The sequence below is a fragment of the Methylobacterium trifolii genome, assembly GCF_022179685.1.
Classification (GTDB): Bacteria; Pseudomonadota; Alphaproteobacteria; order Rhizobiales; family Beijerinckiaceae; genus Methylobacterium; species Methylobacterium trifolii.
Genome location: NZ_BPRB01000131.1, coordinates 1 through 16,072 on the forward strand (window position 1 = coordinate 1; position 16,072 = coordinate 16,072).

At 71.0% G+C, this 16,072-nt stretch carries 13 protein-coding genes; 9 read left to right on the top strand and 4 right to left on the bottom strand.

Annotated features, from left to right (window positions below; translation table 11 throughout):
• From COGEMETH_RS12735 to COGEMETH_RS12750, 4 genes are all read right to left on the bottom strand, one after another.
• The coding region (locus COGEMETH_RS12735; protein WP_238182973.1) for a BCD family MFS transporter at window positions 1–960 on the bottom strand (960 nt) is incomplete at its 3' end.
• Window positions 960–1,844: a chlorophyll synthase ChlG gene (chlG, locus tag COGEMETH_RS12740; RefSeq protein ID WP_238182975.1), complete on the bottom strand. Its 885-nt coding sequence runs from the start codon at window positions 1,842–1,844 to the stop codon at window positions 960–962. The genes COGEMETH_RS12735 and chlG, both read right to left, overlap by 1 nt.
• Window positions 1,845–2,062: 218 nt before the next feature.
• Window positions 2,063–3,517 carry a transcriptional regulator PpsR gene (ppsR, locus tag COGEMETH_RS12745; RefSeq protein ID WP_238182977.1) on the bottom strand — a complete coding sequence of 485 codons (1,455 nt, stop codon included), beginning with the start codon at window positions 3,515–3,517 and terminating at the stop codon, window positions 2,063–2,065.
• Window positions 3,518–3,545: 28 nt separating this feature from the next.
• The gene (locus COGEMETH_RS12750; RefSeq protein ID WP_238182979.1) at window positions 3,546–4,481 is read right to left on the bottom strand and encodes a cobalamin B12-binding domain-containing protein; all 936 of its coding nucleotides are present in this window, start codon (window positions 4,479–4,481) and stop codon (window positions 3,546–3,548) included.
• Between the two features lie 260 nt (window positions 4,482–4,741).
• On the opposite strand from COGEMETH_RS12750, the gene bchF reads away from it, so the two are divergent.
• The 9 genes from bchF to puhB form a co-directional block, all read left to right on the top strand.
• Window positions 4,742–5,245 (top strand): 2-vinyl bacteriochlorophyllide hydratase, encoded by a 504-nt coding sequence (bchF, locus tag COGEMETH_RS12755; protein ID WP_238182980.1) that lies wholly within the window; start codon window positions 4,742–4,744, stop codon window positions 5,243–5,245.
• Complete coding sequence (locus COGEMETH_RS12760; protein WP_238182981.1) at window positions 5,242–6,519, top strand: ferredoxin:protochlorophyllide reductase (ATP-dependent) subunit N; 1,278 nt, start codon at window positions 5,242–5,244, stop codon at window positions 6,517–6,519. Before bchF ends, COGEMETH_RS12760 begins: the two co-directional genes overlap by 4 nt.
• A 4-nt stretch (window positions 6,520–6,523) precedes the next feature.
• A complete protein-coding gene (gene bchB, locus COGEMETH_RS12765; RefSeq protein ID WP_238182982.1) occupies window positions 6,524–8,122 on the top strand; it encodes a ferredoxin:protochlorophyllide reductase (ATP-dependent) subunit B in 1,599 nt (532 codons plus the stop codon).
• The gene (locus COGEMETH_RS12770; RefSeq protein WP_238182985.1) at window positions 8,097–11,804 is read left to right on the top strand and encodes a magnesium chelatase subunit H; all 3,708 of its coding nucleotides are present in this window, start codon (window positions 8,097–8,099) and stop codon (window positions 11,802–11,804) included. Before bchB ends, COGEMETH_RS12770 begins: the two co-directional genes overlap by 26 nt.
• Window positions 11,801–12,706, top strand: a complete 906-nt coding sequence (gene bchL, locus COGEMETH_RS12775) for a ferredoxin:protochlorophyllide reductase (ATP-dependent) iron-sulfur ATP-binding protein (RefSeq protein ID WP_238182987.1) — start codon at window positions 11,801–11,803, stop codon at window positions 12,704–12,706. The genes COGEMETH_RS12770 and bchL overlap by 4 nt, the downstream gene beginning before the upstream one ends.
• 14 nt (window positions 12,707–12,720) lie before the next feature.
• Window positions 12,721–13,461 carry a magnesium protoporphyrin IX methyltransferase gene (bchM, locus tag COGEMETH_RS12780; RefSeq protein WP_238182989.1) on the top strand — a complete coding sequence of 247 codons (741 nt, stop codon included), beginning with the start codon at window positions 12,721–12,723 and terminating at the stop codon, window positions 13,459–13,461.
• The gene (locus tag COGEMETH_RS12785) at window positions 13,458–14,918 is read left to right on the top strand and encodes a BCD family MFS transporter (protein WP_238182990.1); all 1,461 of its coding nucleotides are present in this window, start codon (window positions 13,458–13,460) and stop codon (window positions 14,916–14,918) included. The genes bchM and COGEMETH_RS12785 overlap by 4 nt, the downstream gene beginning before the upstream one ends.
• A 21-nt stretch (window positions 14,919–14,939) precedes the next feature.
• Window positions 14,940–15,713 carry a photosynthetic reaction center subunit H gene (gene puhA / locus COGEMETH_RS12790; RefSeq protein WP_238182992.1) on the top strand — a complete coding sequence of 258 codons (774 nt, stop codon included), beginning with the start codon at window positions 14,940–14,942 and terminating at the stop codon, window positions 15,711–15,713.
• Window positions 15,710–16,072: photosynthetic complex putative assembly protein PuhB (gene puhB, locus COGEMETH_RS12795; RefSeq protein WP_238182994.1), on the top strand; the 363-nt coding region annotated here is incomplete at its 3' end. The genes puhA and puhB, both read left to right, overlap by 4 nt.

Consider the following 16,072-nt stretch of genomic DNA (forward strand, 5'->3'; position numbering starts at 1 on the left):
CGGCTGCGCCGGCTCGGCGATGGCGAACAGCGCCAGCGCCGAGCCGGCGCAGCCGAGCGCCGTCCAGAGCTTGAGGGAGCCGAGCACCGGCCCGCCGATGCCGACCGTGACGCCGGCCACCAGCAGCATCCCGGCCAGCACCCCGCCGTGCTGGAGCCCGGCGAGCTTGGTGGTGGCGCCCGGCGTCATCGCGAAGACGAGGCCGGCATAGGGCTCCAGGATCAGTTCCTGGGCGCTGTAGGCCAGCATCGAGACGAAGATGAAAACCGTGAATTTTTTCGCGCTCGGGTCGGCGAGAACTTCGCGCAGGACCGTCAGGAACGGCTTTTTCGCCGTTCCCTCGGGCTCGGCCGCGGCTTCGCGCGTCGGTTCGATCCCGGTGACGGCCAGCACGGCCACCAGGAAGGCGATCAGCGAGACCGCGCCGGACACCGCCACCAGCCGCATCTGCGAGAAGGGATCGAGGAAATGGCCGGCCAGCGGAGCGGTGATCGCGAAGCCCGCGATCATCATCACCCAGACGATGGTGGCCGCCGCCCCCCGGCGCTCGGGTGCGACGCCGGTGGCGAGCAGCACCAGCAGCGAGGTTCCGGCCGCGCCGGCCCCCATGCCGACCGTGAGGAAGGAGAGCACCGCGAGCGCGAGCCCCGCGGCCGGATGCGTCGCGGTGAGCGCGGTGGCCGCCGCCGCCCCGAAGCCGCCGAGGCACAGGGCCGCCATCCCGCCGACGATCCACGGGGTGCGGCGCCCGCCCACGTCCGAGCCGTAGCCCCAGCGCGGGCGCAGCACCTGCACGCCGTAGTGCAGGGCCACCAGGGCGCCGGGCACGATGGCCGGCAGGGCCAGTTCCACCACCATCACCCGGTTGATGGTCGAGGTCATCAGAACCACGACGCTGCCGAGCGCGGTCTGGACGAGGCCGAGGCGGGCGATCTGGGACCAGGAGAAGGGGGCCGGCATCAGGGGCCTGCCTGCACGAGGGGGCGCAGCGCGAAGGCCGAGACCAGCATGCCGAGCACGTAGAGGGTGGTGCCGGTGCCGTTGTACCAGGCCGCCCGCGCGCGCGGGTCCTTCAGGAAATGCGCCATCAGGGCGAGCTGGCCCAGCAGCAGCAGCCCCACGATCCCGGCGTGCCAGAGGCGCTCCCAGGCGGTCAGCAGGGCGATGACCACGACCTGGGGCAGCGCCATCACGAAGCAGGCGAAGCGGGCGGCGTTGTCCTGGCCGAGCTGCACGGGCAGGGAGCGCAGGCCCATCTGCCGGTCGCCCTCCATCGACTTGAAATCGTTCAGCGTCATGATCCCGTGGGCGCCCACCGAGTAGAGCAGGGCGACCAGCAGCACCCGCCGATCCGGGAGCGCGGCGGCCATCACGGCCGCGCCCGTAAACCAGGGCAGGCCCTCGTAGCAGAGGGCCACGGCCGAGTTGCCCCACCAGCCGTTCTGCTTCAGCCGCAGGGGGGGCGCGGAGTAGATCCAGGCCAGCACGAGGCCGAACAGGGCCGCCCCCAGAATCCAGGGCCCGAGCACCGCGGCCACGACCAGGGACAGGGCCGTCCAGCCCATTGCGAGGTAGAGACCCCAGCGGCCGGGGATGCGGCCGGAGGGAATCGGGCGGTTCGGCTCGTTGATCGCGTCGACATGGCGATCGAACCAGTCGTTGGCCGCCTGGCTGGTGGCGCAGACCAGGGGACCGGCCAGCAGCACGCCCGCCGCGATCACCGGCCATTGCCCGGTCGCGGGCTGGCCGGAGGAGACCACGCCGCAGGCGAAGGCCCACATCGGCGCGAACCACGTGATCGGCTTCAGAAGCTCGACGACTGCGCTCGGAGCGGGCTTTGCCATACCCGGAAGCTAGGGTCCGAGGTGCGCATGTGTCAAGTTTGCTTTACACGTGCTGCAATGCGAATGTTTGCGCTGCATTGCACTATACTGTCGCGGCCCGCTGACATGGACGCGTGGTGGAACGCGCGCGGGGACCGTGCCTCGCCCGGAAGCCGCCCGAAGCCCTTTCCGAAGCCGTGGCCCGAGGCTTCGAAGCCTTCCCGAAGCCGCGGCTCGCCTCAGGCCCCCGAAACGCCGCCGTCGAGGTCGCCGATGCCGTAGCGGCGCATCTTGGCGTAGAGGCCCTGCCGGCTGAGGCCGAGCATCTCGGCAGCCGACGCCCGGTTGTCGCGGGTGATGCGCAGGGCCGCCTCGATGCAGAGCTTCTCGATCAGGTCGGTCGATTCACGCACCAGGGTCTTCATCGAGACGCGGCCGACGAGTTCCGTCATCTGCTCGACGGAGCGCGGCACCTCGCGCCCGCCCGCCACGGCCGCCGGCTGAGCCGCACCGCGGCGCGAGGCCGTGCGAATGCTGAAGCCGAGGCAGGGATGGCCGCCGCCGGCCACGGAGACCGCGGCGATCTCCACGTCCTCGATCCCCCCGTACTGGCCCCGCGCCACGGTGCTGAAGCGGCGGACCGAGCCGTGGTCCTGCAGGGTCGAGAACAGGGCCTGCGCCTCCGTCTCCTCGTGGCCGAGCCAGCGGTCGAGGGGGAGGCCGCGCACCTGCTCCTCGGTGGCGAGCTGCACGAGCTCGAGGAAGGCGGTGTTGGCGGCCAGGATGCGCCGGCCGGGATCGGTGACGACGAAGCCCTCCGGCATGGCGCGGATCACGTCGAGGGCATGGGAGCCGAAGCCCGTGACTTCACTCCGCTCGGCCGGCCCCGCGGAGAGGCGCATCAAGACGTTGGTGGCGGTCTCGGAGCGGAACAGGGAGGCGGAGACGTTGGTCTCGCCCCGGTCCTGCCCGATGCGGGCGACGAGGTCGCCGGCCTGTCCGGTGGCGCGGAGCGCCGAGAACAGGGATTCGAGGGCGCGGGTGCTGCCGGCGTCGAACAGGTCGACCACGTCCTGTCCGGTCACCCGCTTGGCCGGGCGCCCGAACAACCGGGCAGCGGCGGGGTTGACCTCGGTGACGCGGCGGGTGCCGGCATCGACCACCAGGACGGGCTCGCTCGAGAGCTGGAACAGCAGGCGGTAGCGGGTCTCGACGGCGCGCAGACGATCGTAATCCCGCTCCATCGCCTGCTGGGCTTCGGTCAGCCGGCGCTGGAGGGCGGCCACGGCGCGCATGTCGCGCCCGAGCACGACGATGGGGCCGTCCGACTTCGGGCGCATCGCAGCGTAGCGGACGGGAAAGTCGATGCCGCTGGGCGAGGGATGGTTGAGCTGGCGCCAGCGCGTCATGACGCCGGGCGCGGCATCGCGCAGGAGAGCGTCGACCTTGGGCCGGCTCTCGACGGTCACCGTGTCGATCCAGGGGCGCCCGAGCCATCCGGCGATGCCCTCGCCGCCCAGGTCGTCGCCGACGGCCGCGTCGCGGATGATCCCGTCCGGATCGATCACGAGCGACAGGTCGGTGGCGGCCGCAAGCAGGACCCCGGTCGCCTCGCTGTCGAGGAGACCGGCCACTTGCTGCAGGACCGCGGGCGGCCTTTGCAGGGCAGGGCGCGCTAGAAAGCTCAAGTTCATCACTTCGCGAAGGATCGTGTGGGACCTTTCAGCAGGCTCGCGCCCGCTTTTCAACTCGATTTTCAAGCAGTCGTTCGGCGATTCCGGGCGCGGCCTTTCCGTCGGCCGCACAGGCGTCGGCACCGGTAAAACGTGCGTATTCCGGATTTCTGACAAAAAGCGGCCCCCCGACGATCAACCGGACGGCCTGGTTCAGCGAAGCCCTGCGCAGCGTGAAGACCGACTCGGCCATCGCGGGGAGGAAGACTTCGCACGACAGGCTGAGGCCGATCACGTCGAACCACTCGTCACCGACCAGGGCGGCCAGGTCAAGGCCGGGATGGCCGCCGACTGTGGTCACCGTCCAGCCGGACTCGCGGAAGAAGCTCGCAACGATCGAGATCCCGAACATATGGGTCTCGCCCGGACAGGGCAGAAGCAGGATGCGGCGCCCGCCGGGCGACGCCGCATCCTGCTCCAGCCGGGTGCACAGCATGCGCGTGATGACCTGGAGCCGGCCGAGCGCCGTCGTCACGTCCATAAAGTCGCACTCGTCCTCCTCCCAGAGCGCGCCCAGGTGGCGGGCGGCCGGAGCGAGCAGGTCGAGGAGAAGGCTCTCCAGGGGAAGACCCTCGCCGAGCAGCGCCAGAACGTGCGGGCGCACGTCGTCCTCGCCGGGGGCGAGGAGCAAGGTACTGAAGCGCTCGACCTGCTCCGGATTCGGGCGGTGCGCGACGGGGAGGCGGGTCGGTGGCGGCAGGTCCTGGTGCGCCAGCATCAGGCGGGGGAGGATGTCCGCCTCCACGATCCGGGCGAGCGCCCCGGGAAGGTCGGGGGCAGGCTGCCGGCCCAGCGTGGCCAGCTCGGCCAGCAGGCTTTCCCGGCAATCGTCCAGGGTCTCGCCAGAGGCGGCAGGCACCTCGCAGCGTTCCTGCAAGGCGGCAGCGATGTCGTGATGGCCGTCAAAATGCGTCCGGTCTCCCATCGGCATCCCTCCCTGACGTTCCAGCTCCGTTCAAGCCGGTTGCACGCTTCGTACGATATGAAACCCTTGAGGCAGGCTTGTTCGGCCCACGATACGCCTCCGCCCCATATTGGCAATGGTCCAGTTCAAACAAACTGTCCAAACTGCATTGTCATCAGCGATTGACGTAAAGCTGGGTTGACACTCGCGGGAGGCCGGCCCTAGGCTCCGTCAACAGGCCTTGCACAGACAGGGCTTCCAGGCGGACGAGGGCGGACGCGATGGGTCGACGGCAGGACCGGCCGACACGACAGCTCTACACGAGCGCGGAACGTCGCCGGCGCGACGCTTCGCCCTGGACCCTGGTTCAGGGCGTCCTGGCCCCTCTCCAGTTCCTGGTCTTCCTGGCGAGCCTCGCCCTGGTGCTGCGCACGCTGGCCACCGGCGAGGGGTTGTTGGCGGCCAACGCCTCGGTCGTGGCCAAGACGCTCCTGCTCTACGCGATCATGGTCACGGGCTCGATCTGGGAGAAGGACGTCTTCGGGCGCTACCTGTTCGCCCCGGCCTTCTACTGGGAGGACGTGGTCAGCATGCTGGTGCTGGCCCTGCATACGGCCTACCTCGCCTGCCTCGCCACGGGGGCGCTCCAGCCCCGGGCCCTCCTGCTGCTGGCGCTGGCGGCCTACGCCAGCTACGTCGTCAACGCCGCCCAGTTCCTGCTGAAGCTGCGCGCCGCGCGCCTCCAGGCGCCCCGGTCTCCCGCCTTCGCGGAGGCCCTGTCTTGAACGCGCACGCTCCCCTCCCGACCAGCGACTGCAACGTCGAGATCCGCCAGGAGCGCGGCCAGCGCGCCGTGTTCTGCGGGCTCACCGGCATCGTCTGGCTGCATCGCAAGATCCAGGACGCCTTCTTCTTGGTGGTCGGCTCGCGCACCTGCGCCCACCTGATCCAGTCGGCCGCCGGCGTCATGATCTTCGCCGAGCCGCGCTTCGCTACCGCGATCATCGACGAGCGCGACCTGGCCGGAATCGCCGACGCGAACGAGGAACTCGACCGGGTCGTCACCCGGCTGATCGAGCGCCGCCCGGACATCCGCCTGCTGTTCCTCGTGGGTTCCTGCCCCTCGGAGGTGATCAAGCTCGACCTGTCGCGCGCGGCCCTGCGGCTCTCGCAGCGACTCTCCCCGGAGGTGCGCGTCCTGAACTATTCGGGCTCGGGCATCGAGACCACCTTCACGCAAGGGGAGGATGCCTGCCTCGCGTCTCTGGTGCCGGGCCTCCCGTCCGATCCGACCGACGCTCCGACCTCGCTCCTCGTGGTGGGCGCCCTCTCCGACGTGGTCGAGGACCAGTTCGCACGGCTGTTTACGGCGATGGGCATCGCCGACGTGCGCTTCCTGCCCGCGCGCAAGGCCGGGCAGATGCCAGCCGTGGGGCGGGGGACGCGCTACCTCCTGGCCCAGCCGTTCCTGGCCGACACCGCCCGCGCCCTGGAAGAGCGCGGCGCGCGTCGCCTGCCGGCTCCGTTCCCCCTCGGCTCCGAGGGCACCACCGGCTGGCTCCAGGCGGCCGCCGACGCCTTCGGGGTCGAGACCGAGCGCTTCGAGGCCGCCATCGCGCCGGGCCGGGCCCGGGCCGCGACGGCGCTGGCGCCCTACCGGGAGCGGCTTTCGGGCAAGCGGGTGTTCTTCTTCCCCGATTCGCAGCTCGAAGTGCCGCTCGCGCGCTTCCTCGCCCGCGAGACGGGCGCCGTGCTGGTCGAGGTCGGCACGCCCTACCTGCACCGCGGGCACCTGGCCGAGGAGATCGAACTCCTGCCCCGCGGCACCCTGGTGAACGAAGGGCAGGACCTCGACGCCCAGATGGACCGTTGCCGGGCGGCCAGACCCGACCTCACGGTCTGCGGCCTGGGGCTCGCCAACCCGCTGGAGGCGGAAGGGCTCACGACCAAGTGGTCGATCGAGCTCCTGTTCACGCCGATCCAGGGCTACGACCAGGCCGGCGACCTCGCCGAGCTGTTCGCACGGCCCCTGCTGCGCCGCCGGCTGCTGGAGGTCTAGGGCGATGCAACTCACCGTCTGGACCTACGAGGGACCGCCCCATATCGGCGCCATGCGCGTGGCGACGGCGATGTCGGGCCTGCACTACGTGCTGCACTCACCCCAGGGCGACACCTACGCCGACCTGCTGTTCACAATGATCGAGCGGCGCGCCGCGCGGCCACCGGTCACCTACACCACCTTCCAGGCCCAGGACCTCGGGCGCGACACCGCCGCGATCTTCAAGGACGCGGTGGCCGCTGCCTACGAGCGCTTCCGGCCCCAGGCGATGATCGTCGGCGCCTCCTGCACGGCGGAGCTGATCCAGGACGATCCGGGTGGGCTCGCCAAGGCCCTGGCCCTGCCGATCCCGGTGATTCCCCTGGAACTGCCGGCCTACCAGAAGAAGGAGAACTGGGGCGCCTCGGAGACCCTCTATCGGCTGGTGCGGGCGTTGTCCGGGCCGCCGCCCACCGCCGACGCACCGCCGCGCGGCGAGGGCCGGCGCCCCCTGTGCAACATCCTCGGGCCGACGGCCCTGGGCTTCCGCCACCGCGACGACCTGATCGAGATCCGCAAGATCCTGGACGGTCTGGGGATCGACGTGAACGTGGTGGTGCCGCTGGGCGCCACGCCTGCCGACCTCGGGCGGCTGGGGGAGGCCGACTTCAACGTCGTGCTCTACCCCGAGATCGCCCGCGCCGCCGCGCAGTACCTGGAGAAGACCTTCCGGCAGCCCTTCGTCGATACGGTGCCGATCGGGGTGAACGCCACGATCCGCTTCGTCGAGGCGGTGGCCGCGCTGGCCGGCGTCGACCCAGCCCCCACGCTGGCCGGCGCGCCCTCGCGGCTGCCCTGGTACTCACGCTCCGTCGATTCGACCTACCTCACGGGCAAGCGCGTCTTCATCTTCGGCGACGCCACCCATGCGCTGGCGGCCGCCCGGATCGCGGCGACGGAACTCGGCTTCAAGGTCGTGGGTCTCGGCACCTACACCCGCGAATTCGCCCGCGAGGTCCGCGCCGAGGCGGCGCTGCACGGCATCGAGGGGCTGATCTGCGACGACTACCTCGACGTGGAGGCGGCCATCCAGGCCTCACAGGCCGAGCTGGTGCTCGGCACGCAGATGGAGCGCCACATCGCCAAGCGGCTCGGCATCCCCTGCGCGGTGATCTCGGCCCCGATCCACGTCCAGGACTTCCCGGCCCGCCACTCCCCGCAGATGGGCTTCGAAGGCGCCAACGTCCTGTTCGACACCTTCGTCCATCCCCTGATGATGGGGCTGGAGGAGCACCTGTTGGGCATGTTCCGGGAGGATACCGAATTCCACGATGGCGTCGGGCCGTCGCATCTCGGCGGCCTGCCGCGGGCCATCGCAGAGGCCACAGTGCAGGCACCGATGGAGTCCCCTCCGACGCCGGCGCCCGCACCGATTCTCCTGGACGCCGCCGTGGCGTCGACGGCCGCCTCCTGGGCGCCGGAGGCCGAGAAGGAACTGAGGAAGATCCCGTTCTTCGTCCGCGGGAAAGCCCGCAGCAACACGGAAAAGTTCGCCAGGGAGCGGGCGCTGCCGCTCATCACCGTCGAGACCTTGTACGATGCCAAAGCGCATTTCGGCCGCTGAGCGCCCCGAATTCCGCATCGTCATCGTGACGATGGACAACCACATGGCGAGCGCCCTGGAGCGCGCCCGCCTGCGCCTGCGCGACGAGATGCCCGGCCTGACCCTGGACTTCCACGCCGCCGCCGAGTGGGACACCGCGCCCGCGAGCCTGGCCGCCTGCAAGGCCGACATCGGTAAGGCCCACATCGTCCTCTCGGCCATGCTGTTCATGGACGAGCACGTCCGCACCATCCTGCCGGCCCTGCTCGCCCGCCGCCCCGATTGCGACGCCATGGTCGGCTGTCTCTCGGCCTCGGAGGTGGTGAAGACCACCCGCCTCAACCGCTTCGACATGGACGGCACGAAGCGCGGGGCGCTGGAGTTCCTGAAGAAGCTGCGCGGCAAGCAGGGCGCCCAGGGCAACGGCGCCCGCCAGATGGCGATGATCCGCAAGCTGCCCAAGATCCTGCGCTTCATCCCCGGCTCGGCCCAGGACGTGCGGGCCTACTTCCTCACCCTGCAATACTGGCTCTCGGGCTCGGACGAGAACGTCGTCAACTTGGTGCGCTTCCTGGTCGGGCGCTACGCCGCCGGCCCGCGCGCGGTCTGGCGCGGCATCGCGGCGGCGGACCCCTTGAGCTACCCCGAGACCGGCCTGTACCATCCCCGCATGGCCGGCCGGATCGGCGAGGATGCCGCCCGGCTGCCGCGGCCGGCCGGCCCCGTGAAGGGCCGCGTCGGGCTGCTGGTGATGCGCTCCTACGTGCTGGCCGGGAACACCGCCCATTACGACGGCGTCATCGCGGCCCTAGAGGCGCGCGGCCTTGCCGTGGTGCCCGCCTTCGCCAGCGGCCTCGACAACCGCCCGGCCGTCGACGCCTTCTTCCGCCGGGACGGCCGCCCGGCCGTCGACGCCCTGATCTCGCTCACCGGTTTCTCCCTGGTCGGCGGCCCCGCCTACAACGATGCGGCCGCGGCCGAGGCGACGCTCGCCGGCCTCGACGTGCCCTACCTTGCCGCCCACGCCCTCGAGTTCCAGACCATCGAGCAATGGGAGGGGTCCGACCGCGGCCTCTCGCCGGTCGAGGCCACGATGATGGTGGCGATCCCGGAACTCGACGGCGCCACCGCGCCGATGGTGTTCGGGGGCCGCTCCAGCCGGTCGCTCGGCGAGGCGGCCCGCGACATGCGCGTCCACCCGGAGCGGGCCGACATGCTGGCCGCCCGCGTCGAGCGCCTCGTCACCCTGCGCCGCACGGACAAGGCCGCGCGCAGGATCGCGATCGTGCTGTTCGGCTTTCCGCCGAACGCCGGCAGCATCGGCACCGCCGCCTTCCTCTCGGTCTACCAGTCCCTCCACAACACCCTCAAGGCGCTGGCCGCCGAAGGCTACTCCGTCGACGTGCCCGAGGACGTGGACGCGCTCCGCGAAGCGGTTCTCTCCGGCAACGCCCCCCGCTACGGCACGCCGGCCAACGTCCACCATCGCATCCCGGCCGAGGACCATGTCCGCCGGGAGCGCCACCTGCCCGAGATCGAGGCGCAGTGGGGCCCGGCCCCCGGCCGCCAGAACAGCAACGGCTCGGTCCTGTTCGTGCTCGGCGCCCAGTTCGGCAACGTCTTCGTCGGGGTGCAACCGGGCTTCGGCTACGAGGGCGACCCGATGCGCCTGCTGTTCGAGCGGGGCTTCGCGCCGACCCATGCCTTCTCGGCCTTCTACCGCTACCTGCGCGAGGATTTCCGCGCCGACGCGGTGCTGCATTTCGGCACCCACGGGGCCCTTGAGTTCATGCCCGGCAAGCAGACCGGCCTCTCGGACGCCTGCTGGCCCGAGCGGCTGATCGGGGCCCTGCCCAACGTCTACCTCTACGCCGCCAACAACCCCTCTGAGGGCATGATCGCCAAGCGCCGCTCGGCGGCGACCCTGGTGAGCTACCTCACGCCGAGCCTTGCCCAGGCGGGCCTCTATCGCGGCCTGATCGACCTCAAGGCGTCGATCGAGCGCTGGCGCGGCCTGGAGCCTGAGGCGGAGGCCGAGCGCCGCGACCTCGCCGGGCTGATCCAGAGCCAGGCCGCCGCCCTCGACCTCGCACAGGCCGAGCCGGCCTGGACGGACGACCTGCCCGCGCGGGTCCTGGCCCTGGGCCTCTCCGTCTCCGAACTGGAGCACAGCCTGATCCCCCACGGGATGCACGTGGTGGGGCAGGGCATGCTGGCCGAGGAGCGGGTCGACCTGCTACTGGCGCTGGCCGAGGCCTCGGACGGCCTCCTCCCCGAGCGCGCCGGCATCGAGGCCCTCGTGGCGGGCGAGGAGATCGACGCGGGGCTCGCGGCGGCGGGCCTGCCCCTCGACGAGCGCCACCGAGCCGCCTTCTCGGGCCTGCGCGAGACCGACCGGCTGCTTGCGCAGGACCACGAGATCCCCGCCCTCCTGCGCGCGCTGGACGGCCGCTTCATCCCGCCGGTGGCCGGCGGCGACCTCCTGCGCAACCCCTCCGTGCTGCCCACGGGCCGCAACCTCCACGGCTTCGACCCCTACCGCCTGCCCTCCGCCTTCGCTGTCGCCGACGGGGCGCGCCAGGCCGAGCGCATCCTCGCCCGATACCGGGACGAAGGCGCCCCCCTGCCGGAGAGCGTGGCCCTGGTGCTCTGGGGCACGGACAACCTCAAGAGCGAGGGCGGCCCGATCGCCCAGGCGCTGGCACTGGTCGGCGCGGCTCCCCGCTTCGACGGCTACGGACGCCTGTGCGGTGCCAGCCTGATCCCCCTTGAGGTCCTGGGCCGGCCGCGCATCGACGTGGTCGTCACCCTCTCGGGCATCTTCCGCGACCTGCTGCCCCTCCAGACCAAGCTGCTGGCCGAGGCGTCCTTCCTCGCGGCCACCGCCGACGAGCCGGTGGAGCGCAACTTCGTGCGCAAGCACGCCCTGGCGCATCAGGCCGAGCACGGCATCGACATCGAGACGGCGGCGCTGCGGGTGTTCTCGAACGCGGAAGGCACCTACGGCGCCAACGTCAACGGCCTCGTCGAATCCGGCCGCTGGGAGGACGGGGACGAGATCTCCGAGGTGTTCTCGCAGCGCAAGGGTTTCGCCTACGGCCGAGACGGCAAGGCCGCCGCCCAACGCGCCCTGATGGGCAGCGTGCTCGCCAAGGTGGACCTCGCCTACCAGAACCTCGACTCGGTCGAGGTCGGCGTCACCTCCGTCGACCATTACTTCGACGGGCTCGGCGGCATGGGCCGCGCTGTGGCGCGGGCCAAGGGCGAGGCGGTGCCGATCTTCATCAGCGACCAGACTCGCGGGGAGGGCAAGGTCCGCTCGCTCTCGGAGCAGGTCGCCCTGGAGACCCGCACCCGGATGCTCAACCCGAAATGGTACGAGGGCATGCTCGGCCACGGGTACGAGGGCGTGCGCCAGATCGAGGCGCACCTCACCAACACCGTCGGCTGGTCGGCCACGACGAACGCCGTCCAGCCCTGGATCTACGAGCGCATCACCGAGACCTTCGTCCTCGACCCGGCCATGCGCGAGCGCATGGCCTCCCTCAACCCCACCGCGTCCGCCAAGGTGGCCCAGCGTCTCATCGAGGCGCACCGCCGCGGCTTCTGGACTCCCGACCCGGCCATGCGCGACGCGCTCGACCGGGCCGAGGAGGAACTGGAAGATCGTCTGGAAGGCGTCACCACAGGAGTCGCCGCATGAACATCGCCATCCGCAACCCGGTCGTCGCGAAGAAGAGCAGCATCGGCGAGGAGGGCAGCCTCCAGGTCGCCCTCGATCCGGATATGAAGATCGAGACCGCGAAGGTCTTCGCCGTCTACGGCAAGGGCGGCATCGGCAAGTCCACCACCTCCTCGAACCTCTCGGTGGCCTTCTCGAAGCTCGGCAAGCGCGTGCTCCAGATCGGCTGCGACCCCAAGCACGACTCGACCTTCACACTGACCAAGCGCCTCGCCCCCACCGTGATCGATGCCCTGGAGGCGGTGCAGTTCCACTCTGAGGAGCTGCGCGTCGAGGACTTCGTGGTCGAGGGCTATAACGGGGTGAAGTGCGTCGAGGCCGGCGGGCCGCCGGCCGGAACCGGCTGCGGCGGCTACGTGGTCGGCCAGACGGTGAAGCTCCTCAAGGAGCACCACTTGCTCGAGGACACCGACGTGGTGATCTTCGACGTGCTCGGCGACGTGGTCTGTGGCGGCTTCGCCTCGCCCCTCCAGCACGCCGATCGCGCCCTGATCGTCACCGCCAACGACTTCGACTCGATTTTCGCCATGAACCGGATCGTGGCCGCGATCCACGCCAAGTCGAAGAACTACGACGTGCGCCTCGGCGGCGTCATCGCCAACCGCTCGGCCAAGACCGACGAGATCGACCGCTTCAACGACGCGGTCGGCCTCAAGCGCCTCGCCCACTTCCCCGACCTCGATGTGGTGCGCCGCTCGCGCCTCAAGAAGCAGACCCTGTTCGAGATGGATTCCTCCCCCGAACTCGACGCGGTGACGGCCGAGTACATGCGGCTGGCCGAGACCCTCTGGGCCGGGGCCGAGCCCCTGGAGGCCAAGCCGATGAAGGACCGCGACCTGTTCGAGTTCCTCGGCTTCGATTGAGCGGGACCAGGGCCATGACGAGCACCACCTACGCCTCCCGCCGCGGCGAACTGACCACCTACTTCGACCGCACCGCAGTCGAGGCCTGGGCGCGCCTGACCACGGACGCGCCGGTGTCGAAGATCCGCGCCACGGTGCGGGCCGGGCGCGACGCGATGCGGGGCACGCTGCTCTCCTGGCTGCCCGAGGACATGACGGGCCTGCGCCTGCTCGACGCCGGCTGCGGCACCGGGGCCCTGGCCGTCGAGGCGGCCCGGCGCGGGGCCGAGGTGGTGGCCATCGACGTGTCGCCCACCCTCGTGGGCCTGGCGCAGGAGCGCCTGCCGGCGATCGCGGGGACGGGGTCGATCACGTTCCGCGTCGGCGACATGCTCGATCCGGGCCTCGGCCGCTTCGACCACGTCGTGGCGATGGATTCGCTGATCCACTACCGCGCGTCCGACATCGTCCGGGCGCTGGCGGCGCTCGCCGACCGGACGCAGGGCTCTGTGGTGTTCACGGTCGCCCCGCGCACGGCCCTGCTCACGCTGATGCACGCCGCCGGCAAGCTCTTCCCCAAGGGCGACCGGGCGCCGGCCATCGTGCCGGTGACGGAGAGCGGGTTGCGCAAACGCATCGGCAAGGAGCCGACGCTGGACGGTTTCGCGGTCGCACGGACGAAGCGGATCAACAGCGGCTTCTACCTCTCGAATGCCATCGAGTTGAGGCGGACGCTCCCGCCCGTCCCGGTGGGGGAGAGAGGACAGCGTCCATGACCCGCGCCGGCAACGCCATGGCCCGCGCGCTGATGCGGCTGGGCCCCTCGATCCTGCCCTTCGCGGATGCCGCGACCGTGGAACTGCCCCTGGGCCGACTCCTGCGGCTGGCCCTGTTCCAGGTCACGGTCGGCATGGCCGCCGTCCTGCTGATCGGCACCCTGAACCGGGTGATGATCGTGGAACTGGAGGTGCCTGCCTGGATCGTGGCGCTGATGCTGTCCCTGCCGCTGATCTTCGCCCCATTGCGGGCGCTGGTCGGCTTCCGGTCGGACACGCACCGCTCGGTCCTGGGCTGGCGGCGGGTGCCCTACATCTGGTTCGGCACGCTGCTCCAGTTCGGGGGGCTGGCCATCATGCCCTTCGCCCTGCTGATCCTGTCGGGCGACACCACGGGCCCGCTCTGGGCCGGCAAGGCCGCAGCGGCCTTGGCCTTCCTGCTGGTGGGGGCGGGGCTCCACACCACCCAGACGGTGGGGCTGGCGCTGGCCACCGACCTCGCCCCGGCACACGCCCGGCCGAAGGTGGTGGCGTTGCTCTGCGTCGCCCTGCTCTTCGGCATGATGGCGAGCGCGGTCGCCTTCGGGCTGCTGCTGGCGAACTTCTCCCCCGTGCGGCTGATCCAGGTGATCCAGGGCTCGGCCCTCGTGACCATCGTGCTCAACGGCATCGCCCTGTGGAAGCAGGAGGCGCGCGACCCGAACCGTGCCCGCGAAGCCCCCCGTCCCAGCTTCTCCGAATCCTGGCGCGGCTATGCGGCCCAGGACGGCGCCCGGCGGCGTCTCGTCGCGATCGGCCTGGGCACCGCGGGCTTCTCGATGCAGGACATCCTGCTGGAGCCCTATGGTGGCCAGATCCTGCACCTGTCGGTCGGGGCCACCACGGCGCTGACCGCGATGCTGGCCGCCGGCGGCGGCCTGGGTCTGCTGATCGCCGCCCGCTGGCTCAACCGCGGGGGCGACCCGTTCCGGGTGGCGGCCTCGGGCACCGGCATCGGCATCCTGGCCTTCTCGGCAGTGGTCTTCGCTGCCCCCCTCGACTCGGTCCGGCTCTTCGCCGTTGGCGTCACCCTGATCGGCCTCGGGGGCGGGCTGTTCGCCCACGGCACCCTCACCGCCTCAATGGCCAAGGCCGGCCCGGACGATACGGGCCTGGCGCTCGGCGCCTGGGGCGCGGTGCAGGCTTCCGCCGCGGGGCTGGCCATCGCGGCCAGCGGCATCGTGCGGGACCTCGGCGCGGCGATCGCCCAATCCGGGGTGCTGGGTGAGGGCATGAACGAGCCCGCCATCGGCTACCTCATCGTCTACCACATCGAGATCGCCCTGCTGTTCGCGACCCTGGTCGCGATCGGTCCCCTCGTCCGCGAGGACGCGCGGGCAGGGACACGCGACGCAGCCCGCCCGGACGAGGGGCGAGCCCGGCTCAAGACCCCAACCCTCGTCGATCAGCCAACCTGAGCCTTGCGGAGAAGTGCCATGATGCCGAGAGGCGAAATCACCGGTTATATGGACGTCGCACAGGTCGTCCTCTACGCCTTCTGGATCTTCTTCGCGGGCCTGGTGTTCTGGCTCCGCCGCGAGGACCGCCGCGAGGGCTACCCCCTGGAGACCGAGGTGGTCGGCCGCCTGAAGTCGGCGGACTCGATCCTGATCCCGACGCCCAAGGCCTTCCACCTGTCGAGCGGCCACACGACCTACGCCCCCAAGGCGAACATGGAGGTCGAGCGCGGCGTGCCCTCGGCCAAGATCGAGCCCTGGCCCGGTGCGCCCTACCGCCGGACTGACCTGTCGCTCCAGGCCGGCGTCGGCCCAGGCTCCTGGGTCGGCCGCGAGGATTCCCACGACAAGACCTGGGACGGCGCCTACCGCATCGTGCCCCTGCGGGTCGCCGACCACTTCGTGGTGCACGAGGACGGCCCGAACCCGATCGGCATGACCGTCTTCGGGGCCGACCGGCAGGTCGCCGGCACCGTCAGCGACCTGTGGCTCGACCGGGGCGAGTCCCTGGTGCGCTACTACGAGGTCGAGCTCGCCGGCGGCGGCGGACGCCGGCTGATGCCGGTCAACTTCTGCAAGACCGGCCGCTTCTCGCGCACGGTGAAGTCCGAGGCGCTGCTGGCGGCCCAGTTCGCCGACATCCCCGTGGGCCGCGACGCCGATTCCGTCACGCTCCTCGAGGAGGAGCGCATCATGTCCTATTTCGGCGCCGGCACCCTCTACGCCACGCCGGCCCGCGCGGAGCCCCTGCTGTGAGCGAGTCCGAGTTCCTCCCCGAGGGCACCCTGCGCGGGTTGCCCGGTCCGCTCCCCAAGGGCGAGCGCATCCTCTGGCAGGGGGCGCCGACCACGGCGGGCGTCCTGATGCGGGTGTTCCATGCGCGGCTCGTGGCCGTGTGGTTCGCGGCGGCCGCCGTCGCCTTCGGCCTCACCGCGGGTAGCATGGCGCAGGCGCTCGCGATCGTGGGGCCGACCCTCCTGGTCTGCGCGGGCGCGATCCTGCTGATGGCGGGCCTCGCCTGGCTCGTCCACCGCACCACGGTCTACACCATCACCGACCGGCGGATCGTGCTGCATATCGGCATCGCCCTGCCGATCACCCTGAACCTGCCCTTC

Coding starts and splice junctions, on each gene's coding strand:
- chlG (WP_238182975.1), bottom strand. CDS start 1,844: ATGGCAAAGCCCGCTCCGAGCGCAGTCGTCGAGCTTCTGAAGCCGATC.
- ppsR (WP_238182977.1), bottom strand. CDS start 3,517: ATGAACTTGAGCTTTCTAGCGCGCCCTGCCCTGCAAAGGCCGCCCGCG.
- COGEMETH_RS12750 (WP_238182979.1), bottom strand. CDS start 4,481: ATGGGAGACCGGACGCATTTTGACGGCCATCACGACATCGCTGCCGCC.
- bchF (WP_238182980.1), top strand. CDS start 4,742: ATGGGTCGACGGCAGGACCGGCCGACACGACAGCTCTACACGAGCGCG.
- bchB (WP_238182982.1), top strand. CDS start 6,524: ATGCAACTCACCGTCTGGACCTACGAGGGACCGCCCCATATCGGCGCC.
- COGEMETH_RS12770 (WP_238182985.1), top strand. CDS start 8,097: ATGCCAAAGCGCATTTCGGCCGCTGAGCGCCCCGAATTCCGCATCGTC.
- bchL (WP_238182987.1), top strand. CDS start 11,801: ATGAACATCGCCATCCGCAACCCGGTCGTCGCGAAGAAGAGCAGCATC.
- bchM (WP_238182989.1), top strand. CDS start 12,721: ATGACGAGCACCACCTACGCCTCCCGCCGCGGCGAACTGACCACCTAC.
- COGEMETH_RS12785 (WP_238182990.1), top strand. CDS start 13,458: ATGACCCGCGCCGGCAACGCCATGGCCCGCGCGCTGATGCGGCTGGGC.
- puhA (WP_238182992.1), top strand. CDS start 14,940: ATGCCGAGAGGCGAAATCACCGGTTATATGGACGTCGCACAGGTCGTC.